The 23,652-nt window shown below is 56.0% G+C and carries 23 protein-coding genes; 16 read left to right on the forward strand and 7 right to left on the reverse strand.

The window, feature by feature from the left end:
* Positions 1 to 242 precede the first annotated feature (242 nt).
* On the forward strand, positions 243 to 1,214 hold the full coding sequence (trxB, locus tag L881_RS0103775; RefSeq protein WP_025732381.1) for a thioredoxin-disulfide reductase: 972 nt from the start codon (positions 243 to 245) through the stop codon (positions 1,212 to 1,214).
* Between the two features lie 133 nt (positions 1,215 to 1,347).
* On the opposite strand, the gene L881_RS0103780 is transcribed toward trxB, so the two are convergent.
* Positions 1,348 to 1,587 carry a SlyX family protein gene (locus L881_RS0103780; protein ID WP_025732382.1) on the reverse strand — a complete coding sequence of 80 codons (240 nt, stop codon included), beginning with the start codon at positions 1,585 to 1,587 and terminating at the stop codon, positions 1,348 to 1,350.
* Positions 1,588 to 1,816: 229 nt separating this feature from the next.
* On the opposite strand from L881_RS0103780, the gene L881_RS14030 reads away from it, so the two are divergent.
* Positions 1,817 to 2,203, forward strand: a complete 387-nt coding sequence (locus L881_RS14030; protein ID WP_342664096.1) for a cold-shock protein — start codon at positions 1,817 to 1,819, stop codon at positions 2,201 to 2,203.
* 77 nt (positions 2,204 to 2,280) lie between these two features.
* Here L881_RS14030 and L881_RS0103790 read toward each other — a convergent pair whose 3' ends face one another.
* From L881_RS0103790 to map, 6 genes are all read right to left on the reverse strand, one after another.
* On the reverse strand, positions 2,281 to 2,676 hold the full coding sequence (locus L881_RS0103790; RefSeq protein WP_025732384.1) for a hypothetical protein: 396 nt from the start codon (positions 2,674 to 2,676) through the stop codon (positions 2,281 to 2,283).
* Positions 2,676 to 3,854 carry a succinyl-diaminopimelate desuccinylase gene (gene dapE, locus L881_RS0103795; RefSeq protein ID WP_025732386.1) on the reverse strand — a complete coding sequence of 393 codons (1,179 nt, stop codon included), beginning with the start codon at positions 3,852 to 3,854 and terminating at the stop codon, positions 2,676 to 2,678. The genes L881_RS0103790 and dapE overlap by 1 nt, the downstream gene beginning before the upstream one ends.
* A 128-nt stretch (positions 3,855 to 3,982) precedes the next feature.
* Positions 3,983 to 5,008 carry a 2,3,4,5-tetrahydropyridine-2,6-dicarboxylate N-succinyltransferase gene (gene dapD / locus L881_RS0103800; protein WP_025732388.1) on the reverse strand — a complete coding sequence of 342 codons (1,026 nt, stop codon included), beginning with the start codon at positions 5,006 to 5,008 and terminating at the stop codon, positions 3,983 to 3,985.
* Between the two features lie 38 nt (positions 5,009 to 5,046).
* On the reverse strand, positions 5,047 to 5,415 hold the full coding sequence (locus L881_RS0103805; protein ID WP_025732390.1) for a Spx/MgsR family RNA polymerase-binding regulatory protein: 369 nt from the start codon (positions 5,413 to 5,415) through the stop codon (positions 5,047 to 5,049).
* An 87-nt stretch (positions 5,416 to 5,502) separates the two neighbouring features.
* Entirely contained in the window at positions 5,503 to 8,211 is a 2,709-nt protein-coding gene (gene glnD, locus L881_RS0103810) for a [protein-PII] uridylyltransferase (RefSeq protein ID WP_025732391.1), read from the reverse strand.
* 78 nt (positions 8,212 to 8,289) lie between these two features.
* Positions 8,290 to 9,087, reverse strand: coding sequence for a type I methionyl aminopeptidase (gene map, locus L881_RS0103815; RefSeq protein ID WP_025732392.1), 798 nt, complete (start codon positions 9,085 to 9,087; stop codon positions 8,290 to 8,292).
* Between the two features lie 431 nt (positions 9,088 to 9,518).
* Between map and rpsB the strand changes: the two genes are divergently transcribed.
* From rpsB to rnhB, 14 genes are all read left to right on the forward strand, one after another.
* Complete coding sequence (rpsB, locus tag L881_RS0103820; RefSeq protein ID WP_025732393.1) at positions 9,519 to 10,244, forward strand: 30S ribosomal protein S2; 726 nt, start codon at positions 9,519 to 9,521, stop codon at positions 10,242 to 10,244.
* A 231-nt stretch (positions 10,245 to 10,475) separates the two neighbouring features.
* A complete protein-coding gene (gene tsf, locus L881_RS0103825; protein WP_025732394.1) occupies positions 10,476 to 11,342 on the forward strand; it encodes a translation elongation factor Ts in 867 nt (288 codons plus the stop codon).
* Between the two features lie 167 nt (positions 11,343 to 11,509).
* On the forward strand, positions 11,510 to 12,247 hold the full coding sequence (gene pyrH / locus L881_RS0103830) for a UMP kinase (RefSeq protein ID WP_025732395.1): 738 nt from the start codon (positions 11,510 to 11,512) through the stop codon (positions 12,245 to 12,247).
* Positions 12,248 to 12,329: 82 nt separating this feature from the next.
* Positions 12,330 to 12,887 carry a ribosome recycling factor gene (gene frr / locus L881_RS0103835; RefSeq protein ID WP_025732396.1) on the forward strand — a complete coding sequence of 186 codons (558 nt, stop codon included), beginning with the start codon at positions 12,330 to 12,332 and terminating at the stop codon, positions 12,885 to 12,887.
* Between the two features lie 9 nt (positions 12,888 to 12,896).
* Positions 12,897 to 13,664: a polyprenyl diphosphate synthase gene (gene uppS / locus L881_RS0103840; protein WP_025732397.1), complete on the forward strand. Its 768-nt coding sequence runs from the start codon at positions 12,897 to 12,899 to the stop codon at positions 13,662 to 13,664.
* Complete coding sequence (locus L881_RS0103845; protein WP_025732398.1) at positions 13,657 to 14,457, forward strand: phosphatidate cytidylyltransferase; 801 nt, start codon at positions 13,657 to 13,659, stop codon at positions 14,455 to 14,457. The genes uppS and L881_RS0103845 overlap by 8 nt, the downstream gene beginning before the upstream one ends.
* 18 nt (positions 14,458 to 14,475) lie before the next feature.
* The gene (gene rseP, locus L881_RS0103850) at positions 14,476 to 15,813 is read left to right on the forward strand and encodes an RIP metalloprotease RseP (RefSeq protein WP_025732399.1); all 1,338 of its coding nucleotides are present in this window, start codon (positions 14,476 to 14,478) and stop codon (positions 15,811 to 15,813) included.
* Between the two features lie 264 nt (positions 15,814 to 16,077).
* On the forward strand, positions 16,078 to 18,426 hold the full coding sequence (gene bamA / locus L881_RS0103855) for an outer membrane protein assembly factor BamA (RefSeq protein ID WP_211238890.1): 2,349 nt from the start codon (positions 16,078 to 16,080) through the stop codon (positions 18,424 to 18,426).
* A gap of 85 nt (positions 18,427 to 18,511) precedes the next feature.
* Complete coding sequence (locus tag L881_RS0103860; protein ID WP_025732401.1) at positions 18,512 to 19,018, forward strand: OmpH/Skp family outer membrane protein; 507 nt, start codon at positions 18,512 to 18,514, stop codon at positions 19,016 to 19,018.
* 86 nt (positions 19,019 to 19,104) lie between these two features.
* Positions 19,105 to 20,133: a UDP-3-O-(3-hydroxymyristoyl)glucosamine N-acyltransferase gene (lpxD, locus tag L881_RS12790; protein WP_034578589.1), complete on the forward strand. Its 1,029-nt coding sequence runs from the start codon at positions 19,105 to 19,107 to the stop codon at positions 20,131 to 20,133.
* Between the two features lie 260 nt (positions 20,134 to 20,393).
* The gene (gene fabZ, locus L881_RS0103870; protein ID WP_025732402.1) at positions 20,394 to 20,837 is read left to right on the forward strand and encodes a 3-hydroxyacyl-ACP dehydratase FabZ; all 444 of its coding nucleotides are present in this window, start codon (positions 20,394 to 20,396) and stop codon (positions 20,835 to 20,837) included.
* Positions 20,834 to 21,601: an acyl-ACP--UDP-N-acetylglucosamine O-acyltransferase gene (lpxA, locus tag L881_RS0103875; RefSeq protein WP_025732403.1), complete on the forward strand. Its 768-nt coding sequence runs from the start codon at positions 20,834 to 20,836 to the stop codon at positions 21,599 to 21,601. Before fabZ ends, lpxA begins: the two co-directional genes overlap by 4 nt.
* A gap of 79 nt (positions 21,602 to 21,680) precedes the next feature.
* Complete coding sequence (gene lpxB, locus L881_RS0103880) at positions 21,681 to 22,898, forward strand: lipid-A-disaccharide synthase (RefSeq protein WP_051464785.1); 1,218 nt, start codon at positions 21,681 to 21,683, stop codon at positions 22,896 to 22,898.
* Positions 22,898 to 23,512 (forward strand): ribonuclease HII, encoded by a 615-nt coding sequence (gene rnhB / locus L881_RS0103885; protein ID WP_025732405.1) that lies wholly within the window; start codon positions 22,898 to 22,900, stop codon positions 23,510 to 23,512. Before lpxB ends, rnhB begins: the two co-directional genes overlap by 1 nt.
* Positions 23,513 to 23,652 lie beyond the last annotated feature (140 nt).

The following is a 23,652-nucleotide window of genomic DNA, read 5'->3' on the forward strand; positions in this document are numbered from 1 at the left end:
TGGATAGATGCCGGAAGGGCATGGGCGGCCATCGAAGCCGGTAATGGTCTGCTGCAATCATCGCTATAGGTTGCAGTCGGGCGGCTGCTTGGATACCTTGCGTAAAATTTCCGAAGGATCGCTTTATGGAGCGGGCGTTGTGACATCGCTTGGCGCTTATTGGCGCCGATAGCGTGTTTCGCGTAGTACCATTGGAGCGATTTTCTCACTGTTTTGCGTGCTTAAAGCACTTCGAGGCTTCCATGTCAGAGGTTATTCACCGTTCACTTATTATTCTGGGATCTGGACCGGCAGGCTATTCAGCGGCTGTCTATGCGGCTCGCGCCAACCTGAAGCCGATGCTGATTACCGGTGTGGAAGTAGGCGGGCAGCTCACCACGACCACTGAGGTTGATAACTGGCCCGGCGATGCCGACGGCGTGCAAGGGCCGGAGCTGATGGAGCGTATGCGTCGTCACGCACAGCGTTTCGAGACTGAAATCGTGACCGACTTTATCACTGAAGCGGTGCTGACCGAGCGGCCTTTTACCCTGAAAGGGGGCGAAACCACCTATAGCTGTGATGCGCTGATCATCGCGACAGGTGCCTCGGCGCTTTATCTCGGCCTTGAATCCGAGAGCCGCTTCCGCGGTCAGGGCGTTTCAGCATGTGCCACCTGTGACGGTTTCTTCTACCGTAACCAGCAGGTCGTTGTCGTCGGTGGCGGGAACACTGCGGTAGAAGAGGCGCTTTATCTGTCCAATATCGCCTCTAAGGTGACGCTGGTGCATCGTCGCGATTCGCTGCGTGCCGAAAAAATCATGCAGCAACAGCTATTGGAAAAGGCCGAGAATGGCAACGTTGATATTCTCTGGAATCATGAAGTCGATGAAGTGCTGGGCGATAACACTGGCGTTACCGGCGTGAAGGTGCGCTCGGTCAAGGATGGCAGCATCACTGAACTCGACGCACCGGGGCTATTTATCGCCATTGGTCACAAGCCCAACACCGATATCTTTGCCGGGCAGCTCGCCATGAGTGACGGCTATATCGAGATTGCTTCCGGCACTCAGGGCAATGCTACCCAAACCAGCATTCCGGGTATATTTGCTGCGGGTGACGTGGCTGACTCTATCTACCGTCAGGCGATTACCTCAGCGGGAAGTGGCTGCATGGCCGCGCTGGATGCCGAGCGCTTTCTCGACAAGCTCGACCCCAGCGTGCCGCACGCATAACAGGGCCGCGTTAGCGCTCCATTAGCGTGAAGAGAAAAGCCCCGCAGGCGTTGGTATCGTCTGCGGGGCTTCTTATGGGAAGTACCGATTATGGAAGTACCGAGCCATTCGCTCATCGTCTTGCAAACACGCATCAGTAATGAGGCGGGCGCTCATCCAGCGTATGCCAGTCATATTCGCCGCCTTGACTGTCATGCTCTTCCTGCAACCGTTGCAGCAGCAGCCGTTGGCCTTGTTGCAGCTGTTCAATAAGGCGTTGCTGCTCTAACAGACGAGTATCGAGCTTTTCGAGCCAGTCTTCCTGATAGGTCACACGCATTTCCAGCGTCTCGATACGCGCGCTCTGTTGTTCGAGCAGTGTGTGTATGGGCATGTTACTATCAGCGAGATGCCTTGGGTCACTCATAAGTGGGAGTCCTGCGGGTGTTTTTTATTGAATCAAACATTATTAAGCTCGGCTGTTCCGCGTTTTTCGAAGTGTGACGACACGCGGCACTGATTGATTAGAGAGAATGGTTGTAATGAGTGCTAAATCCCTTCTACGTTGTATCATTATTAGTGTGTTACTTGCACTGTTGGCGCCGCCATTAATTGGTTTTTGTGTGTCTCTTTCAGATAGCGAGTATTACTCCGCGCTACTGAATGACATTGCCTCCAACGGTGGCTTGTTAACAGTTTATCTGCTGGCAGTGGCGGGCAGCTTTATCGTCTTGATTATCGCTACCCTTGCCATGCAATTACTGACTCCCCAACTGGCGAACATTGCGCAAATCGAGAACGATGATCGCGAAGTGGGCGAGGTTAAATGGTTTAATGTCAACAAAGGCTACGGTTTTATTACCAGGGAAGGTGGCGAAGATGTGTTTGTCCATTTTCGCGCCATTCGCGGCAAGGGGCATCGTACCCTGGTAGAAGGCCAGCGCGTTCGTTATCACGCGATCGAAAACGATCGTGGCCTACAGGCAGAAGATGTCACCGTCATTACGTAACACGTGTGCTGCTGATAGCAGGAAAACGCCTCTTCGGAGGCGTTTTTTATTGGCCTTTCAATCACCTGCGGTCAATATTAGCCGGCGTGGTGGTCGGGCCACTCCATAACCCCTTCGCTGCCGTCGCACGCAATGCGGAAGAAGCGATCCGGCGCATCGCCTGGATGCCAGCCGCCCAGCGAGCAGCGTACCTCAACCCCCAGGGCTGCATTCAAATCGCGGGCGAGGTCGATATCTCTTGCCCAGGGCGAGTCGGGGCTATCAATCCATAAACTGGCAAAGCTGTCGGCTACGGATTCCATCAAAAGCACCGGAAGAGGCTGCTTTTGCTCGGACAGGCCAGTGCCTGCCCATTGGCGCTTGCCGGCACTTGTCAGTTCGACATGAAGCCGCTGTTTTAGCCACTCGTTTAATACACGGATATTCAGAGGGGCTAAATATACCTCGATATCGGGATAGCGCTCTTCGTTCATCAAGCCTCCTCACTGCCCAGCAGACGCGTGATGATACCTTCATAGATGCTGGTAAGGGTATCAATATCCTTGGCGAGCACACGTTCATCCACCTGGTGGATCGTGTCATTTTTCACGCCCAGTTCGATCACCTGCCCACCCAACGTGGCAATAAAGCGCCCATCAGACGTGCCCCCCGAGGTGGAGAGTTCGGCATGGGTGCCGGTCACTGCTTGAATGCTACTGCGCGCAGCATTTACCAGATTGCCAGGCTCGGTTAAAAACGGCTTGCCTGACAGCGTCCAGTCCAGCTGATAGTGGTCGCCCTTGTGCAGCCCATGGTGCTGAAGAATGGCTTCGGCACGCGCCATTAGCTGCTCGGCGCTGCTTTCGGTGGAGAAGCGAAAATTGAAGTGGATATCGGCCTGACCTGGCACGACGTTGGTTGCGCCAGTACCGGCAGTGAAGTTCGAAATCTGGAAGGTGGTGGCAGGAAAGAAATCGTTGCCATCATCCCAGCGCTCGGCCACGAGTGCCGCCAATGCCGCGCTCACCATGTGAATCGGATTACGCGCCTTGTCGGGGTAGGCGACATGCCCTTGGATACCGTTCACCAGCAGGTGCCCGCTCAGCGATCCGCGCCGACCGTTTTTGATGGTGTCACCGAGACGTTGACTGCTGGAAGGTTCACCGACCACGCAGTAGTCGATGCACTCGCCGCGCGCGTTCAGCCGATCAATCACCAACCGTGTGCCATCAATGGCCGGTCCTTCTTCATCGCTGGTAATCAGCAGCGCCAGCCGTCCGGAGTGCTGCGGGTGCTGTTCGACGAACTGCGTAACCGCCGTCACAAAGGCGGCAACCCCTCCTTTCATGTCGGAAGCGCCACGGCCACGCAAATAGCCGTGTTCATCAATGACTGGCTCGAAGGGCGGGGTCTGCCACTGTTCAGCCGGCCCGGCGGGGACCACATCCGTATGTCCCGCGAAGGCGAGCGTAGTGCCCTCGCCATGGGTCGCCCACAGATTCGTGACGCCGTTGTGCTCGATCCATTCGAGGGTGAAACCAAGCGACTTCAGGCGCTCGGCAATCAACTGCTGACAGCCTTGATCATCGGGGCTGACCGAAGGGCGCGCGATCAGCTCGAAAGCGAGCGCTAGCGTAGGTGATAAAGAGGGCTGGGGGGCGGATGGCGACATGACGCGCGGGATTTCCTTCAGTGAGCGACGCGTGTGTTGTTGTCACAGGCGTACAGGTATCAGGTTGGCCAGCTGCAAGACCGGCCTCTTCCTTGAACAGTGAATAGTGCTGTCCGACCACCGCCGCGTTAGTTATGCGCGTGCAGCGCTTCATTCAATGCAATGGCCGTCTTGTTGGTGCGGCACTCAACACGACCGCTCACGGAGTGGCGAATGAAGAGCAGATCGGAATATCCAGCCAATTCGCGGGCGCTGACCGTATTCACTTCATTGCCTTCGTTATCAATAATCGTCACTTTGGTGCCAGCAGTGATATAAAGCCCCGCTTCGATGGTGCAGCGATCGCCCAGCGGAATGCCGCAGCCAGCGTTGGCACCAATCAGGCAGTTTTCACCGAAGGAGATAACAATGTTGCCGCCGCCTGACAGGGTGCCCATGGTTGAGCAGCCCGCACCCAGATCAGAGTTGGCACCAACGAAGACACCTGCGGAGATGCGGCCTTCCACCATGCCAGGGCCTTCAGTGCCGGCATTGAAGTTGCAGAAACCTTCGTGCATGACGGTGGTGCCTTCACCGAGGTAGGCGCCCAGACGCACGCGCAGTGCATTACCGATACGCACGCCGGAGGGCATCACGTAGTCGGTCATTTTGGGGAATTTATCCACCGACCCGACATCCAGCGCACGGCCTTCCAGACGCGCTTGCAGGCGGCGAGCTGCCAGCTCTTCTACATCAATGGGGCCTTCATTGGTCCAGGCAATGTTCTTGAGCACCGGGAAGATACCGTCGAGGCGCGTGCCGTGCGGCTTCACCAGTCGATGCGAGATGAGCTGTAGCTTCAGATAGGCTTCAGGCACGCTTTCGGGGGCGGTATCTTCGTCGAGCACAACAGCCACCAGCGGGCGGGTTGCCGCAGCCAGAGATTCTGCCACCTGCGCTTGATCGTCGTGACCAGCGCCGCGCAGAGCGGCAGCAAGCTCCTTGCACTGCGCAGTGTCGAAAGGAATAACGCGTGCGTCGTCGGCGGCGTTCAGCGCCCGGCGGGTTTCCTTGCCAAGGGCGGCAGCGGGGGCGTGCAGTGGCGCCGGAAAGAAGACTTCGAGCCATTCGCCCTTGCTATTCTGAGTGCCGGTACCGAGAGCAAAACTGAACATAGTGAAATCCTTCAACGAAAAGTAAGCGGGAGAAAAGGTTAGTGCTGAGCAAGCTGCTCATACGCGTGTTGATCAAAGCCGACCAGTAGCTGCTCGCCTGTCACGAGCAGTGGTCGTTTCAACAGCGTCGGATACGTTATGGCGAGTGAGCGCGCTGAATCGGCGTTTAGCGTGTCACGCTGCTGCTGATCGAGCTGTCGCCAGGTAGTGCTGCGGCGATTAATCAGGGTGTCCCACTGGGCATGGTCAAAGAACCAGTCAACCAGTGTCTTGTCGAGCTTCCCGTCACTGTCACTAGCCTCGGCGCGCAAATCCACGAAGGCATAATCAACACCGAGGGAATCAAGGAGGCGACGCGCTTTGCGGCAGGTATCGCAGTTATTCAGGCCGTAAAGAGTGGCAGGCATGGGAGCATCCTCATGTCAGTGAGCGAGTGCGGACAGGCTTTTCACCCGTTGCAGCAATTGCGCGAGAGTGTACCAGACAAGTGCCGCTCAAGCCTCCGCGTCCAGCACTTCGCGCAGGCGTTGCATCAGTGCCTGCGCCTCGCTTGCTTCATCCAGCGGTTCACCATTGCGATTGGTAATGAAAAAGACATCCTCGACGCGCTCGCCGAAGGTGGCGATGCGAGCGTTAACGATAGAAACATCGAATTCAACGAAGATGCGCCCCACCCGCGCCAGCAGTCCGGGCCGATCGGCCGCCACAATCTCAACGATACTGCGCTGATGAGCGTTATCCTGGCTGAAGTGGGTTTGGGTCGGCACCCTGAAATGCTTCAACTGGCGAGAAGTATGACGGCTAATGATGTGGGGGTATTCGTCGGGATCGGTCAGGGCTTCGGTCAGCACGTCATGGATCTCGCGCAGAGTGCCCGGCGCGCGAATGGCATGGCCTTCATCATCCAGCAGCAGGAAGGTGTTGAGCGCCCAGCCATCCTCGGTAGAAATGATACGCGCATCGTGAATCGAAGCATTGAGCTGATCAATGGCAGCAGCGGTAGCCGCAAACAGGTGATTGGCTTCGCGCGTGTTAATGAATACTTTGGTACCGCCATCTTCAGCGTCGCTTTCAGGGGCTGAAATCAGCACCAGAGGGCGCTTCTGGGTCTGTAGAATGGCGATGGTTTGCCATACGATTTCCTGCGGTGAATAGGCGAGGAAGTAGTCGGCCCCGAAGGCGGCCCACAGCGCCTGATAGCTCTCTTCACTCACATGACGCGCAGCCAGCAGTTTGCGCGCCTCGGTGCGGGTATCTTCAATCCAGTCGGTGCGCTCAAAGGGGTGTTCCAGTCCTCTGGCTAGCGCCCGTCGGGTTTCACTGTGCAGGGTTCTCAGCAATGCCGCGCGCCAACTGTTCCATAGGGTTGGATTGGTTGCGTCGATATCCGCCACGGTCAGCAGGTATAGATAGTCGAGGTACATCTCGCTGCGTACCCGTAGCGCGAAATCACTGATTACGTCTGGCTCGGCCAAATCGCGCTTTTGTGCTGTCCATGACATCAGGAGGTGGTTCTCCACCAGCCAACTGACGAGCTGGGTATCGTGCGACGACAGATCATGGCGTTCGCAAAAATGCCGCACATCAATGGCACCCAGCTGAGAATGGTCGCCGCCACGCCCCTTGCCAAGATCATGAAACAGGCCGGCAATCCACAGCAGTTCAAGTTTGGGAATATGGCGGATCAGCTTGTGGGGAAGCGGAAAGTCGCGCTCGGTCTCTGCTGAACGGAAGCTCTGCAAGCGCGACAGCACCCTCATGGTGTGAGCATCGACGGTATAGATATGAAAGAGATCGTACTGCATCAATCCTTCGATGTTACCGAATTCAGGCAGATAGTTGCCCAGCACACCGTAGCGCGCCATCAGTGCCAATTGGCGTGCCACATTGCCGCCGCTGCGCAGCAGCTCCATAAACAGGGAGTGGTGGCGCACATCATGGCGGAAGCTGTCGTCGATCAAATGACGATGTTCGCGAATCAGCCGGATGGTTTGCGCATCGACCCCTTTGATGGAAGGGTGTTGCGCCATCAGCAAAAAAAGCTCCAGAAGGGCGCCCGGACGCCGCTTGAAGACGCTGGCAGAACGCACCTGAATCAGATTGCGATGTACGCTGAAACGTTTGTTGAGCACAACGGGAGGCGCAGCAGAAGAGGGGGACAGCATTAAGTCGGCGAAATGCACCAGCAGCATATCGTTAAGCTCCGCCATGGCGCCTACCATCACGTAATAGCGGTGCATGAGCTGTTCAACCGCGAGGCTGCCGGTACGATCGCGATAGCCCAACAGCTTTGCCACGGCACGCTGGTGATCAAACAGCATGCGATCTTCGGGACGCTGCGTCAGCATGTGCAGGGCGTAGCGCAACTGCCACAGGAACGCCTGCCCGTGGCTGTAGACGCGCAGGTCGGAGTCGGTCATGAAACCGTGCTTTACTACATCATCCAGCTCTTCGGTGCCGAAATAGCGCTTGGCAATCCAGACGATGGTGTGCAGATCGCGCAGCCCGCCCGGAGAGCCTTTGAGATTCGGCTCCAGGCCATATTCGCTGTTGTTGAACTTGAGATGCCGCTGCTGCTGCTCTTCGAACTTGGCCCGATAGAAAACTTCGATGGGCCACATATGGTTAACGTCGATGCGCTGCATCAGGGTGTCACGCAGTTGAGCGTTCCCCTCCAGAGTGCGTGTTTCCAGCAGGTTGGTAATCACCGTGACATCGTTGCGCGCCTCTTCAACACATTCGTCGAGCGTGCGCACGCTATGACCGATCGCCAGCCCCAAATCCCACAGCAGGGTAATAAAGGCTGACAGTGGCGCTTGCAGGGCGCTGTCGTCGCTGCTGCCGAGCAATATCAGTAAGTCGATATCCGAGTAAGGGTGCAGTTCACCGCGTCCGTAACCGCCGACAGCAACCAGCGCAATCTCGGCGTGATCGGCAGGCCACTCCATGCGCTGCCAGGCGATCGCCAACAGTTTGTCCATCGCCCAGCTACGCCCGCGTACCAGATCACGAATATCGCTGCCCTGACGGAAGCGTTCGTCAAGGGTCGCTGACAGATCGCTGATGCGCTGTTTGAAGGCAGCGATGTGCTGTGGCGACACTCGCTGTCCCAATTGTGCATCCAGCGCGGCGAGTTCGGCTTCCAGCCCGGCTTCATCAAGAATGTCCTGAGCGGGGGTAAACTGGTAGTGATGCAGCAGCATAGCGTTCAATACCTCGGTAGCAGTCGGCCTGGAGTTGTTGTGTTGGCGGCAGAAGGGGAGGTCGAGCGTTTCGCTGTGCTAAGCGTACTCGCCACCCAGGAAGGAAAGATCTTCATCTTCCCGTTTGGTGGTAACGATAACGCCATCAGCGCTCACGATCAGGGTATGTTCCCACTGCGCCGAGAGGCTTTTATCGCGGGTCACGGCTGTCCAGCCATCCTTCAGCACCTTGGTAGGCCAGTCACCGGCATTGATCATCGGTTCAATGGTGAAGCACATGCCTTCTTCGAGTACCGCATCTGTGGCGGCATCATAGCCGTCGTAATGCAGAATTTGCGGGTCCTGGTGGAATTCGGTGCCAATACCGTGTCCACAGAAATCACGCACTACGCTGAATCCATTGGCTTCGGCGTGCTGTTGAATGCAGCGACCCAGCTCGGAGAGGCGTACCCCAGGGCGAATCATCTTCATGGATGCGTACAGGCACTCCTGGGTGACGCGTGACAGGCGCTGCCCCTTGATATTTTCCCCCACGATGAACATCGCGCTGGTATCGCCGTAGTAGCCATCCTTGATGATGGTGATATCAATATTAAGGATGTCGCCCTTTTTCAGCTTCTTGTTGAAGTCAGGGATACCGTGGCACACCACATGGTTGAGCGAAATGCAGCTGGCGTGCTGGTAACCGTGGTAGCCGATGGTGGCGGAAACACTCTCGATATCATCTTCGATATAGCGATGGCAGATACGGTCCAGTTCACCCGTGGAGACTCCCGCCTTGACGTGCGGCTCGATCATCTCCAGCACGGAGGCTGCCAGTCGGCCTGCAATGCGGAGCTTGTCGATCTGTTCGGGCGTATTGATAGGGATATTCATGGTGCTGAAGGCTCCTCTGCCTGGTGCTGAATATGTCGTCAGGAATAGGGTAGGCATCGGTCGGCGGTGCTCTGCAAAAGCAAGGGCTGGCGACCGAATGGAATGGCGCAAGCATATCGCCTCAGCAGCTTCTTGGCGAACCTGAAGGCTGCTTGATAAGCAACTGGTAAGGGGGCTGCGCAAGGGCGGCGATGCTTCTTTTTTGACCGGCATTGTGGTATAAAGCCGCGCCTGAGACTGCTGGAACCCGCTTCTTTCAGCTCAGCAATGCGCTTGCCCAAATGGGGGCGTTTACCTAAACGGACGTGATGACTACGTCTGATATTGAAATCAAAACACCACACACGTTCCGGCACATGGTCCCGGGTGCCGCGCAAGCGGTCGGATCCATGGGGTGCGTGGAGGCGTAACCCGATTCAAGGAGAAGTTTCATGGCAGTTAAAATGATCGACCTGCTCAAGGCAGGTGCGCACTTCGGTCACCAGACCAAATTCTGGAACCCGAAAATGAGTCAGTACATTTTCGGTGCGCGTAACAAGATTCATATCATCAACCTCGAATACACCCTGCCTGCGCTGAATGAAGCCGTTGCAGTGGTCGAGAAGATGGCCGCCAGTAACAACAAGATCATGTTCGTTGGTACCAAGCGTGCAGCGGGCAAGATCATTGCCGAAGAAGCGTCCCGTGTAGGTCAGCCTTACGTCAACCATCGCTGGTTGGGCGGCATGCTGACCAACTACAAGACGATTCGTCAGTCCATCAAGCGTTTGCGCGAACTCGAACAGATGCACGAAGACGGCACCTTCGACAAGCTGACCAAGAAAGAAGTCCTGATGGCAACGCGCGAGCAGGAAAAACTCGAGCGCTCCATCGGTGGTATCAAAAACATGGGCGGCTTGCCTGATGCACTGTTCGTGATCGACGTTGACCACGAGCGCATCGCCATCAACGAAGCCAACAAGCTTGGCATTCCCGTTATCGGTGTTGTCGATAGTAACTCCAACCCCGACGGCGTTGACTACGTTATCCCCGGTAACGACGACTCCATCCGTGCGATCCAGATTTACGTTAAAGCCATTGCTGATGCATGTGGCAAAGCGAAAGAAGGTCGTCCTGACGAGTTCGTTGAAGTCGAAGAAACCGCTGCTGGCGAATAATCGTCAGACAGGCTCGATAACGACTTGAGGCTTCTCATCCTGGTTCTGTTTCGGCACTTGCTGTCGGAAATAGTGTCAGATGCCATGCAGCGTTTGCTGGATGCGATGAGGGGCCAGCTCAGCGCTCGCCTTCCTTTTTTGCAGATGTTTCAGTCAAGGGCGGCGAGCCTTTCTAATCCTGACCAAACGCATTCAGCGGTTGGTTGTTAGATAATCACGGAGATTCTCGACATGGCAGCGATCAGTGCTTCTCTGGTCAAGGAACTGCGCGAGCGTACCGGTCTCGGCATGATGGAGTGCAAAAAGGCGCTTCAGGAAGCTGACGGTGATATCGACGTAGCAATTGATAACCTGCGTAAAAACGCGGGCCTTAAATCCGCCAAGAAAGCGAGCCGCGTGGCTGCTGAAGGCGTGGTAACCGTGCGCGTGGCTGACGATGCCAGCTATGCAGCGCTGGTAGAAATCAACTCGGAAACCGACTTTGTTGCACGCGATGATAACTTCAAAGCGTTTGCGGCTCGTATTTCCGATGCTGTTTTCGAAAGCAAAAATGAAGATATTGCTGCCCTGATGGAAGGCGAGCTTGAAGAAGCCCGTAGCCAGCTGGTGCAGAAAATCGGTGAAAACATTTCGGTACGCCGTGCGGCTATCGTTGAAGCGCAGGAAGGTGGTCACGTAGGCGGCTACGTTCACGGCGACCGTATCGGTGCTGTTGTTTCGCTGAAAGGCGGTAACGTTGAAACTGCACGCGACATCGCGATGCACGTAGCAGCGATCAATCCTGCCGTAGCCCTGCCGGAAAACATGCCGCAGGAGCAGCTCGATCACGAAAAAGCGATCATCCTTGCTCAGCCTGACATGGCAGGCAAGCCGGCTGAAATCGCCGAGAAAATGGTTCAGGGTCGTCTGAAAAAATACCTCGCTGAAAACAGCCTGGTCAATCAGCCGTTCGTTAAGGATCCTAACCAGACGGTTGCCAACTTCGCCAAGGAAGCTGGCGGTGAAGTCATCGGCTTCGTGCGTTTCGAAGTAGGTGAAGGCATCGAGAAAGAAGAAGTTGATTTCGCGAAAGAAGTCATGGAACAGGCGCGTCGCTAAGTGCGATGAGATGTTCCCTCGGCGTTGCGCTGGCGCAGCGCCGAATTTTTATCGACAATGGCGTGCATAACTCTATGCGCGCCATTGCATGTCAGGCGCCCAACCAGAGTAAGATGAGGCGACTGAGCTAACACTCGCTGATCTTCACCGGTGGCCAGGAGAAACAGATGTCCGCGAACAATGATCGCAATGCCAAATACAAACGAATTCTTTTGAAGCTGTCAGGCGAAGCGCTGATGGGCGAGCTCGATTTTGGTATCGACCCCAAGGTGCTGGATAGAATGGCTCTGGAGATTGGTCAGCTGGTCGGTATCGGCGTTCAGGTGGGCCTGGTGATTGGCGGCGGAAATCTGTTTCGCGGCGCTGCGTTGAGTGCTGCTGGAATGGAGCGCGTTACCGGTGACCACATGGGGATGCTGGCAACCGTCATGAACGGTCTCGCCATGCGTGATGCGCTGGAGCGCGCCAGCATTCGCTCGCGGGTGATGTCTGCCATTCCCATGAGTGGGGTGGTAGAGCATTACGACCGTCGTGCGGCGATTCGTTACCTGAGCAGCGGCGATGTGGTCATTTTCTCGGCAGGGACCGGTAACCCATTCTTCACCACCGATTCGGCTGCCTGCTTGCGCGGCATAGAAATTGACGCCGATGTGGTCATAAAAGCGACCAAGGTAGATGGCGTCTACGATAGTGATCCTGTGAAAAACCCTGATGCCGTCAAGTACGACAAGCTCGACTACGATGCGGTGCTTGACCAGAAACTTGGGGTGATGGATTTGACCGCGATTTGTCTGGTGCGTGACCATGACATGGCGGTACGTGTTTTCGATATGACCCGCCCCGGAGCGTTGCTCAATCTGGTCATGGGTGGCCGTGAAGGTACGCTGATCCACGGCAGCAAATAGCGCATCGCGCCGCAAGCAATATTTTCTTCCCCGCTGGCGCAGAAGCCGCCAGCCTATCTCTTCGCTTTAGAGGAAAGTCTTCGTGATCAAGGATATTCAGAAGGACGCCGAAAATCGTATGAAGAAGAGCGTCGAGGCGATCAATTCGGCGTTTCACAAGATTCGTACAGGGCGCGCGCACCCCAGCATTCTCGATGCGGTACATGTTGATTATTACGGCGGTGATGTGCCGATCAACCAGGTTGCCAACGTCAACGTAGAAGATGCGCGTACGCTGGCCGTGGTGCCGTGGGAAAAAAGCATGGTGCAGAAGGTCGAGAAAGCGATCATGACTTCTGATCTTGGCCTTAACCCATCGTCTGCGGGCACCGTTATTCGCGTCCCCATGCCGCCGCTGACTGAAGAGACCCGCCGTGGTTATACCCGTCAGGCGCGTGCCGAAGCTGAGCAGGGCAAGGTGGCGGTGCGTAACGTACGTCGTGACGCCAACGGCGATATCAAGGCGCTGTTGAAAGAGAAAGAGATCTCCGAAGACGAAGCGCGTCAGGGCGAAGATGCCATCCAGAAACTGACCGATAAGTACATCGCTGAAATTGATCAGCTGCTGGAACAGAAAGAGCACGACCTGATGCAGGTATAATGGACGCTCATGTCATCAGTTTCTCACTCAGCGAATGAGGCGCAGTCGGCCTCGTTCACGCCGCCTGGTCACGTTGCCATCATTATGGATGGCAATAATCGCTGGGCGCGCGCGCGCGGTCTTTCCGCTGTGCGCGGGCACCATGCCGGCGTCGAGTCGGTCAGGGCGGTGGTGCGTCGGGCCGCAGAACGAGGCGTAAACACACTAACGCTGTTTGCCTTTTCCAGCGAGAATTGGCGGCGTCCGCGGGATGAAGTCAGTGCGCTGATGGAGCTGTTCGTGCTGGCGCTGAGGCGCGAGGTGGGCAAACTTCACCGCAATAATATTCGGCTCTCCATTGTCGGTGATCGCTCCGCCTTGCATGGTTCTCTGGTGAGGCTGATCGAAAAGGCAGAGGCCAAAACCCGCGACAACACCGGGCTACATCTGATTGTGGCCGCCAACTACGGTGGTCGCTGGGATATCGCGCAGGCGGCCCGTCATCTGGCTGAACGTGCGGTAGCAGGCGAGTTTTCTCCTGGCGATATTTCCGAGGGGATGCTGGCGAACGAAATGGCGGCACATATTCCGGAAGTTGATCTCTGTATTCGTACCAGCGGTGAGCAGCGAATCAGCAACTTCTTGCTATGGCAGCTTGCTTACGCCGAACTTTTTTTCTCACCCGTGCTGTGGCCCGACTTTGGTGTCGAAGCCTTTGATGAAGCGCTGGGTGCCTTTGCATCGCGTACACGCCGTTTCGGTAAAACGGACGAGCAGATCGAGGTAGAGCGTGCTTAAACAACGATTTCTGACCGCTTTGGCCATTGGTCCGGTCTCTCTGGTGCTACTGTTTACGTTAACTGGCGGCTGGTTTGCCAGTTTTGTCGGCATTATTGTCGCGCTCTCTGCATGGGAGTGGGCCAATCTAGCGGGGTTCTCGCAGCAGCGTGATCGTCTGCTGTTCTCGCTGGCGATCTGTTTCGTCATGGCGCTGCTGTGGTCGAGCGGTATCGTGTGGCAGCGCTGGCCCTTGTGGCTGGCATTCTGGGGATGGATCATCTGCGCCTACTGGGTGATGCGTTATCCGTCGCTGCAATCGCAGTGGTCGAGCAAGGCGGTGCGCATCGTCATGGGCGTTGGGGCGCTGCTGCCCTGCTGGATGGCGCTCAACCAGCTACGTACCGAACCCTGGTGGCTGCTTTACGTGCTGTTCGTGGTGTGGGGCGCTGATATTTCTGCCTATTTCTCCGGTCGCGCCTTTGGTGGGCGCAAACTGGCCCCGAGTGTCAGCCCGGGCAAGTCATGGGCGGGTGTTTACGGTGGCCTGGCGGGTACCGCGCTATTGGCCGTGCTGATGACCTTCATTCAAGGGATCGGCTTCGGCGGCTTCGTGTGGCTTTTGATCGTGACCTGGATTATCACCTTTGCCTCAGTGATGGGAGATCTGACCGAAAGCATGCTCAAGCGTGCGCGCGGTATCAAGGATTCAAGCCAAATGCTCCCCGGGCATGGCGGTATGCTTGACCGCATCGACAGCCTCACTTCAGCGGTTCCTCTGTTTGCGCTGCTTGCTGCCTGGTCAGGGCACTAGCCTCAGAGGCCCCAATTCATGGGTATTGTCGAAAATATCATTGCCGTCATTGTCGTACTCGGGGTGCTGATTACCTTCCACGAGTACGGCCATTTTTTTGTGGCACGTCGCTGTGGCGTCAAGGTGCTGCATTTTTCGGTAGGCTTCGGCAAACCCCTTTGGTCCATTTATGACCGTCATGGTACTCGCTTCTCGATTGCTGCTATTCCGCTTGGCGGTTACGTCAAGATGCTCGATGAGCGTGAAGGGCCGGTAGCGGAAGAGGAGCGCCACCGAGCATTCAACCGAGCTTCCGTCTTCCGTCGCATCCTGATTGTGGCGGCGGGGCCGCTGGCCAATTTTTTGCTCGCATGGGTTATCTACTGGGCGCTCTTTGTTTACGGTATTTCTGCACTGGTGCCGGTGGTCGGACAGATAGCGCCTGATTCGCCTGCCAGTCACAGCGGTATTGCCGAAGGTGAGCAGATTACGCGGGTAGAAGGGCGAGAAGTGCTCACTTGGGAAGATATCAATCTGCGTCTGGTTGATCTGATTGGTCGTAGCGGCACTATCTCGTTCGAGACCACTGAACACCGCTATGATCTGCCTGTGCACCGCTACCTGGTTGGTGACGATCCCTCGAACCCTTTGCAACCGCTTGGCCTGTCGGTATGGCAGCCGAAGGTAGCTCCTCGTATTCAGCGTGTCGTGGCAGAGGGGCCGGCAGCGCAGGCGGGCCTCAAGGCGGGTGATCTGGTTACGCGGGTTGATGGACAGCCGATCACCGATTGGGCGGCGTTTGTCGCGCATGTCCAGCAGAGTGATAGTCACTCTATGCAGCTGGAAGTGGAAAATGCGGGCGCCAGTCGCGAAGTGGTGCTGACGCCTCAGCGAAAACAGGCTAACAACGGTAAGACAATCGGCTATATTGGAGCCGCTGCTGAAATACCGGCTTATCCTTCACGCTACGTGCGGGATGTCAGCTTCTCGCCGTGGCAGGCTGTTCCACGCGCCGTTGGCAAGACCTGGGACATGATCCAGCTGACCACGGTGTCGATTGGCAAGATGGTGGTTGGACTCATCTCGCCGAGCAATTTATCTGGCCCTGTGACCATCGCACGCGTTGCCGGAGATTCGGCCCGCAGCGGCGTTGAGTCTTTTGGCAGCTTTTTGGCCTATCTGTCGATCAGTCTGGGCGTATTGAATTTATTGCCCATTCCGATGCTCGACGGGGGACATCTGCTCTATTTTGTTGTCGAAGCGGTGCGTGGACGCCCCCTGTCAGACAAGGTGCAGATGCTTGGCCTGAAAATTGGCATGCTGGTTGTTGGCACTTTAATGATGCTGGCACTGTACTTTGACCTGATGAGGCTGTAGCGTCGCAGGTTCGTGCCATGTGCAAGAAATGAGTAAGTACGGCGCGACATCAATGCTGACATGGCTTGCCATGAAGAGTAGCAATCAAGCGAGTGTCAGCGTTTTTTACGGCTGGATATGCGTAACTGCGCTTGTCAGGTAGCATGGCTTGTGTATAAGGTGCACTGCATAATTTACAGTCATTCGTCGGCTCGGTGTCGCGTTGGTGGCGACATGATTCGATCCTGGTGATCCGAAAGAATCTGAATTAAGTGAAAGGACGGCATGAAGATCAAGACCCTCGGTTTGGCAGCGATGTTGTTGGGCTCGTCCCAACTGGTTCACGCTGCGTCTTTTCAAATTTCTCACATTCGTGTCGAGGGGTTGCAGCGAGTTTCTTCGGGAACCGTATTCAACGTCTTGCCTCTTAACGGCAATCGGCAGCTTGATGAAAGTCAATTGAGTCAGGCGGGCAAGGCGTTATACGGCACGGGACTTTTTGACGACATCAGCTTTGAACGCCAAGGCGAAGACCTGATTGTGCACCTCAAGGAGCGCCCCTCGGTCGCCAGAATCAACATCAATGGCAACAAGCAGATCTCAACCGATAACCTTAAAAAGGGTCTTGCTGACGCAGGCATCCTCGAAGGTCAGGTGCTGCAGCGCTCTACCCTTGAAGAAGTGCAGCGCTCGCTGGAGAACGTCTATCAGGATCAGGGCCGCTACAACGCCACGATCAAAACGGCTGTAGTGCCGCTTGATGCCAACCGCGTTCAGGTCAATATCAATGTTAATGAGGGCGGTAACGCACGTATTCGCCAGATTAACTTTGTAGGCAACCACGCCTTCAGTGATGACCAGCTGCTTGACGAGCTTGATCTGGCCGACCACCCCGGTTGGTTCCTGGGATGGTTCTCGCACGACAAGTTCTCCAGCGACGCCATGTCCAAGGATCTCGATAATCTGCGCGCCTTTTATCAGGATCGTGGTTACGTCAATTTCAACGTGACCTCCAGCCAGGTATCGCTCTCTCCCGATAAAGCGGATATCTACATCAACATCAATATGGATGAGGGTGAGCAGTACCGCATCAGCAACATTAACTTCGCTGGTCAGCTAGGCGGTCTTAGCGAAGAGCAGGTACGAGGGCTGGTTCAGGCCAAGGAAGGCGATGTCTATAACCAGTCGAAACTGACCGCCTCGGCAGATGCGATCCGTGACGCGCTGGGTAACGAAGGCTATACCTTCGCCAAGGTCGATGCTGTGCCAAATACCAGTGACAGCAACGATACGGCGGAAGTCACTTTCAATATTGATCCAGGCAAGCGTGCCTACGTGCGCCGCATCAATTTCAGCGGCAATACCACGACCGCTGACGAAGTGCTGCGCCGTGAAATGACGCAGATGGAGGGTGCACCTGCTTCCTCTGCCAGTATCAAGGATTCTCAGGCACGCCTACAGCGGCTTGGATTCTTCAGCGACGTGAAGGTCGATACCCACCCGGTGGAAGGCCACCCCGATGAGCTGGATGTCGATTACACCGTGACCGAGCAGCCTTCGGGAAGTATCTCGGCGAGCCTTGGCTTTGCCCAGTCCGAAGGGCTTATCTATGGTGCGTCGCTCTCGCAGAGCAACTTCCTGGGTACCGGTAACCGTGTCGATATCGGCGCGACCAAAAGTAACTACTTTACCAACCTCAACTTCTCCTATACCGATCCTTACTGGACGTTGAGCGGTATTTCGCGCGGCTTTAACCTCTACTATCGCAAGTCCGATTATGACGACAGCGATATTGATATCTCGTCCTATTCAAGCGACGCGGTCGGTGGCGGTGTCAACTTCGGTTATCCGATCAGCGATCTTTCGCGCCTGAACTTTGGTATTGGCGGTGAGCACCTGACGCTTGATACCTACCACGATACGCCGTGGGAAATTTACCAGTACGTGAAGGATGAGGGCGATACCTTCGACTCCTATAAGCTGTCGGTGAGCTGGACTCGCAATAACCTCAACCGCGGCATCATGCCTACCGACGGCAGTTATCAGCGCTTGTCGCTGGAAGGCAACGGCCCCGGCAGTGATGCTCAAATCTATAAGCTGCGTTATCGTGGCGACAAACTGTTTGAACTCAATCCTGAGTGGGCGCTCAAATTCAGCACCAACCTCGGTTATGCCAACAAGTATGGTAAAACCGATGTCTATCCATTTTACGAAAACTTCTACTCAGGCGGTCTTGGCTCGGTGCGCGGTTTCCGTACCAACTCGCTCGGTCAGCGTACTACGCCCCGTGGTGGCGACGATGACGACTACACCCTGGGTGGTAACATCCAAATGGAAGGCTCCGCCGACCTGATCTTCCCGACGCCATTTATTGAAGATCATCGTCAGGTGCAAACGTCACTGTTCGTCGATGCTGGTAACACCTATCTGTCGCACTGCTATTCTACTGGCGATGGACCCAAGTCAGACTGCGAATCTGGCGTTGACCTGGGGGATATGAACCTGTCGGCAGGTGTTGGACTGTCATGGCTGACGCCAGTAGGCCCGCTCACCTTCAGTGTCGCGAAGCCGATTCACAAGGCAAGTGGTGCAGAAAGCCAGTTCTTCCAGTTCTCGCTGGGACAAACCTTTTGATGCTGGCTAGCTGATCAGCAGTAACACTTTTATTCCTGGCGAGTCGGGCAAGACTCGCGGGTCAGGTCATTCAGGAGAAAGAAACATGCGTAAACTTGGTATCGCATTGGGCGTAGCAGTAGCGCTGGGTGGTGCTTCTTCCGTAGCTAATGCTGCTGGCATTGGTGTGATTGATTGGCAGGAAGCACTGATGAACACCAGTGCTGCCAAGCAGTCGGTCAACCAGCTGAAGAACCAGCTCGGCAACAAGCCTCAGCAGGTACAGTCGCTGGGACAGGAAGTGCAGCAGCTTCAGCAGCGTTTGCAGCGCGATGGCTCGACCATGTCCGAGTCCGAGCGTAACGGTCTGGTAAGACAGCTACAGACCAAGGGTCAGCAGTTCCAGGAGCAGCGCGCCGAAGTTGAACAGGCTCGCCAGCAGAAAGAGCAAGGCTTCCTGCAGCAGGCTCGCCCCCGTCTTGATAAAGCGATCCAGAGCGTCGCAAAACGTCATAACCTCGATATGATTATTGATCGCTCTGCCGTGATCTATGGCGATGACGCTATGGACCTGACGAAAGAGGTCACTGCTGCGTATAATAGCGGCAAGTAATTTTCAGCTATTGCTCCAACGCATAGCTTCACACGCCGGTAGCAGGTCTAGACAGCCTGCTACCGGCGGTCGTCAAGTGGATGCACATGACTACTACGGCTAACTCCGGCTGGACCCTGAACGAGCTTGCTGAGCGCGCAGGGGCTGAATTGAAAGGGGATGGATCGCGTCGCGTGACGGGGTTCTCTACGTTAACTGATGCCGGCAGTGACGATCTCGCCTTTCTGGCAAATCCCGCGTATTTAAAACATCTGACAGCCACCAATGCGGCTGCGGTATTGGTAAGCCCTGAACACGCTGACCAGTGCCCAACCAATGCATTGGTGCTGAAAAACCCTTATCTGGGGTTTGCGCTGCTGTCCAGCTGTTTCGCACGCACGCCGCAGCAAGCAACGGTGGGAATTCACCCGAGCGCTTGTGTCAGCGAGAGTGCCGTGATCGGCGAGAATGTGTCGATCGCCGCCCATACCGTTATCGGCGACAATGTGCGTATAGGTGACGGCAGTATCATCGGTCCTGGCTGCTTTATCGGTGATGATAGCGAGCTGGGTGCAGATGCACTTCTTTACGCCAACGTGACGATTTACCACGGCGTCATGATTGGTGAACGCGTTATCATTCACAGCTCTGCCGTAGTTGGCGGTGATGGGTTCGGCTTTGCCCATGATGGGCGCCAGTGGGTGAAAATCGCTCAGATCGGTGGTGTCACGATCGGCAATGATGTCGAAATCGGCGCCAGTTCCAGCATTGATCGCGGCGCCCTTGGCGACACGATTATCGGCAACGATGTCAAAATAGATAGCCAGGTGCAGGTAGCCCACAATGTTCAGGTGGGCGATCACAGCGCATTGGCAGGCTGTGTCGGAGTTGCCGGCTCGACGAAGATCGGGCGCGGCTGTCTGCTCGGCGGCGGGGTCGGCCTTGGTGGTCATATCGAGATTGCGGACGGTGTTACCTTAACCGGAATGAGCATGGTCACCAACTCCATCCCCGAGCCTGGCGTATACTCTTCAGGCACCGGGGTTCTCCCTAACGCCCAGTGGCGCAAGAGCGTTGTGCGTTTCCGGCAGCTTGATTCGCTGGCCAAGCGTATAGGGAAGCTGGAAAAGTCATAAGCAGTAAGATATAGCGCCTGGCGCTATATCTTTCGCTTTATTTCCAAAATGTCGGGATCCGGGGCCGGCCAGGCTCTGATCCCGATATTCTTTGGAAAAAACGCGGTTATATGGAAGCGCTTTGCATTGCGTGGCCTTCCTGAATACCTATAAAGGCTGTCGGCTGCGGCTCGGTCTTGAGGTTATCTTTTCATTCGACTGTCATTGTTTTGGACGGTCGCACTGTTATATTGCGAGGCTTGAGCCTCAGAGGTTTCTGCATGGTCATGGATATCAAGGAAATCCAGGAATTCCTACCCCACCGATACCCGTTCCTTCTGGTCGATAGAGTGTTGGAACTGGAGCTGGGAAGCTATATCAAAGCCTTCAAGAACGTTAGCGTTAATGAGCAGTTCTTCAATGGCCATTTTCCTGACTATCCCATCATGCCGGGGGTATTGATTATCGAAGCTCTTGCCCAGGCATCCGGTATCCTTGGTTTCAAAACCGGCGATAAGCGCCCGCGTGACGGTTACGTTTATTACTATGTCGGAAGTGATAACGTGCGTCTCAAGCGTCCCGTTTATCCCGGTGATCAGCTCATGCTGGAATCCTGGATCGTCAAGTCGCGTCGTGGCGTATGGAAATTCCACTGCCGCGCCCACGTAGGCGATGAACTGGTATGCGAAGCTGACATTATGTGCGCAGAGAGGAAAGTCGCTTGATCCATTCCACCGCGATCATCGATCCCAGCGCTACGCTAGCCGACGATGTCGAGATTGGACCATTTTCCATTATTGGTCCCGATGTCGTTATCGGCCCGGGGTGCAGGATCGAGTCCCATGTTGTTATCAAGGGTCCTACCACTATCGGTGCCAATAACCGTTTCTTCCAGTTTTGCTCGATTGGGGAAGAGTGTCAGGACAAGAAATACAAGGGTGAGCCTACTCGTCTGGTCATTGGCGACAACAATGTCTTCAGAGAGAGCGTTACGGTTCACCGCGGCACCGCGCAGGATAAATGGAGCACCTTCATCGGTAGCGACAACCTGCTGATGGCCTATAGCCACGTCGCGCATGACTGTGAAATCGGCAGCCACTGCATACTGGCCAACGGTGCCACACTGGCGGGGCATGTCACCATGGGCGATCACGCTATCATCGGTGGTCTTGCCGCAGTGCATCAGTTCTGCAACCTGGGGGCGCACTCCATGGTAGGCGGCATGACCGCCGTGAGCATGGATATCGTGGCGTATGCGATTGCCAACGGTAATCCGGCGCACTTGCACGGCCTCAACGTAGTAGGTCTGAAGCGCCGCGGCTTTTCCGCCGATGCGGTGGCTACGCTGCGCGATGCGTACAAGGTCGTCTTCCGCAGTAATCTCAAGCTGGCAGAATCCATCGCCGAGCTTGAGCAGCGTCCTCCCAGCGACGAATTGCAGCTCTTTATTGACTCACTCAAGCGCGCTGAGCGTGGTATTACGCGCTAACGCCGCTTTGCCTGCTGCACGTTCCGGCGTGCAGCAGCACCTTCCTGTCGCTTAACTTCCTGGCTGATGATCTTCCGCTATGACCACGCCCACTTCTGCGGCTCCCGTTTCCGCATCGTCTGCACTGAAAGTTTTTGTTGTTGCCGGTGAGCTTTCTGGTGATGTACTGGGCGCCGGTTTGCTGCGCGAGCTGAAGGCGCGCTATCCACATGCTGAATTTCGCGGCGTGGGTGGCCCCGGCATGATCGCGCAAGGGTTGCAGAGTCTGGCACCTATTGAACAGCTGTCGGTGATGGGGCTGGTAGAAGTGCTGAAGCATTTGCCCGGCCTCCTGGCATTACGCAAGCGCTTGAAGCGAGCAGCTCTTGAATGGCGTGCCGATGTCATGATCGGCATTGATGCGCCTGACTTCAATACTGATCTTGAACTGGCGTTGCGCCAGCAAGGGATAAAAACGCTGCACTATGTCAGTCCATCCGTTTGGGCATGGCGTCAGGGCAGGGTGAAGAAGATCCGTCGGGCAGTGGATCGCATGCTGACCTTTCTGCCGTTTGAAGCTGACTTCTATCGGGAACATCAGGTACCGGTCAGTTTTGTAGGACATCCGCTGGCTGATGACCTGCCCCTGGAAGAGGATCAGGGCGCGGCTCGTCGTGCTCTCGGCATTGATCCGTATATTCCACTGCTGGCGCTGCTGCCAGGCTCTCGACACAATGAAGTCGAACTGATGCTGCCCGTTTATCTTGAGGCACTGCGGCAGTTAAGAGGACACCACTTCGAGCTGGAAACGGTGATTCCGGCGGCTTCTGAAGTACGGCGTCAGGAGATTGAAGCGCTGATCGAGCAGGCCCATATCGACCCAGGCACGCGTCAGGCTATTCATATCATTGATGGGCAAGCGAGTGTGGCAATGACGGCATCCGATGCGGTGCTGCTGACCTCGGGCACCTCGGCGCTAGAAGCGATGCTATGCCATCGCCCGATGGTGGTGGCTTATCGCATGGCGGCAACTACCTTTTGGATTGCGCAGCGGGTTGTGCATACCGAATGGATCTCGCTGCCCAATCTGCTGGCCCAGAGCACTATCGTGCCGGAGCTTGTTCAGCATGACGCGAGTGTCGAACGTATTGTCAGTGAGCTTGCGCCGTTGCTGTTTGAAGGGGCCGGGGCTTCGCTGGTAGTGCGTTTCAAGGAGATGCATCAGGCACTGGCGCGCGGTGCCAGTGTGCGAGCTGCCGATGCAGTGGTTGAGGTCGTCGCCGAGAAACATGCTCCCTCTCATGGAGAAGATCTCTAATGGCATTGAAGGCAACCGATTTTCCCGCCCTCGATATTCCCTATCGCGGTACGCTGCTGGCGGGGGTCGATGAGGTTGGCCGCGGCCCGTTGGTTGGTGATGTTGTTGCGGCAGCGGTTATTCTGGACCCGGCTCATCCTATTGCGGGGCTTACCGATTCCAAGACGCTCTCTAGCACCAGGCGAGAAGCCTTCGACCGACTGATTCGCGCCGATGCGCTCTGCTTTGCCATTGGCAGAGCCAGTCCCGCCGAGATTGATGAGCTGAACATTTATCACGCGACTCATCTGGCCATGCGGCGCGCTATTGATGCGCTGCAACCAGCGGCGGAGTTTTTGCTGGTTGATGGCAACCGGCTACCTGGGCATGCGTTGCCCGGCATGGCGGTGGTCAAGGGAGACCTACGCCATCCGGCCATCAGCGCGGCCTCCATTATTGCCAAGGTAGCGCGCGACGCTGACATGTTCGCACTGGAGCAGCGCCACCCCGGATACGGCTTTGCCAAGCACAAGGGCTATCCCACCCGCGAGCACCTTCAGGCCCTTGCGCAGCGAGGCCCGATTGCAGAACATCGCCGTTCGTTTGGCCCGGTGCAGAGGTCGCTGGCCTCCTGATTCACCAGATGTTGCCACTACGCTCGGCTGTAGCGGAGTGAGCGCAGTACCCTGTGCCGCGATATCTTATGATCAACGCATAAGCGCCACCCATTTTTTACCCAACGGTTACCCCCGAGGGGCGAGCAGGACCCTATATC

The organism is Carnimonas nigrificans ATCC BAA-78 (assembly GCF_000526695.1).
Taxonomy (GTDB): Bacteria; Pseudomonadota; Gammaproteobacteria; order Pseudomonadales; family Halomonadaceae; genus Carnimonas; species Carnimonas nigrificans.

Bases quoted from the DNA above. Each gene is read 5' to 3' on its own strand.
- pyrH (WP_025732395.1), top strand. From the start codon at position 11,510: ATGTCCGCGAACAATGATCGCAATGCCAAATACAAACGAATTCTTTTG.
- L881_RS0103780 (WP_025732382.1), bottom strand. From the start codon at position 1,587: ATGCCCATACACACACTGCTCGAACAACAGAGCGCGCGTATCGAGACG.
- tsf (WP_025732394.1), top strand. From the start codon at position 10,476: ATGGCAGCGATCAGTGCTTCTCTGGTCAAGGAACTGCGCGAGCGTACC.
- dapD (WP_025732388.1), bottom strand. From the start codon at position 5,008: ATGTTCAGTTTTGCTCTCGGTACCGGCACTCAGAATAGCAAGGGCGAA.
- dapE (WP_025732386.1), bottom strand. From the start codon at position 3,854: ATGTCGCCATCCGCCCCCCAGCCCTCTTTATCACCTACGCTAGCGCTC.
- map (WP_025732392.1), bottom strand. From the start codon at position 9,087: ATGAATATCCCTATCAATACGCCCGAACAGATCGACAAGCTCCGCATT.
- L881_RS0103790 (WP_025732384.1), bottom strand. From the start codon at position 2,676: ATGAACGAAGAGCGCTATCCCGATATCGAGGTATATTTAGCCCCTCTG.
- rseP (WP_025732399.1), top strand. From the start codon at position 14,476: ATGGGTATTGTCGAAAATATCATTGCCGTCATTGTCGTACTCGGGGTG.
- lpxB (WP_051464785.1), top strand. From the start codon at position 21,681: ATGACCACGCCCACTTCTGCGGCTCCCGTTTCCGCATCGTCTGCACTG.
- rpsB (WP_025732393.1), top strand. From the start codon at position 9,519: ATGGCAGTTAAAATGATCGACCTGCTCAAGGCAGGTGCGCACTTCGGT.
- lpxD (WP_034578589.1), top strand. From the start codon at position 19,105: ATGACTACTACGGCTAACTCCGGCTGGACCCTGAACGAGCTTGCTGAG.
- rnhB (WP_025732405.1), top strand. From the start codon at position 22,898: ATGGCATTGAAGGCAACCGATTTTCCCGCCCTCGATATTCCCTATCGC.
- uppS (WP_025732397.1), top strand. From the start codon at position 12,897: ATGTCATCAGTTTCTCACTCAGCGAATGAGGCGCAGTCGGCCTCGTTC.
- bamA (WP_211238890.1), top strand. From the start codon at position 16,078: ATGAAGATCAAGACCCTCGGTTTGGCAGCGATGTTGTTGGGCTCGTCC.
- L881_RS0103860 (WP_025732401.1), top strand. From the start codon at position 18,512: ATGCGTAAACTTGGTATCGCATTGGGCGTAGCAGTAGCGCTGGGTGGT.
- glnD (WP_025732391.1), bottom strand. From the start codon at position 8,211: ATGCTGCTGCATCACTACCAGTTTACCCCCGCTCAGGACATTCTTGAT.
- trxB (WP_025732381.1), top strand. From the start codon at position 243: ATGTCAGAGGTTATTCACCGTTCACTTATTATTCTGGGATCTGGACCG.
- L881_RS0103805 (WP_025732390.1), bottom strand. From the start codon at position 5,415: ATGCCTGCCACTCTTTACGGCCTGAATAACTGCGATACCTGCCGCAAA.
- fabZ (WP_025732402.1), top strand. From the start codon at position 20,394: ATGGTCATGGATATCAAGGAAATCCAGGAATTCCTACCCCACCGATAC.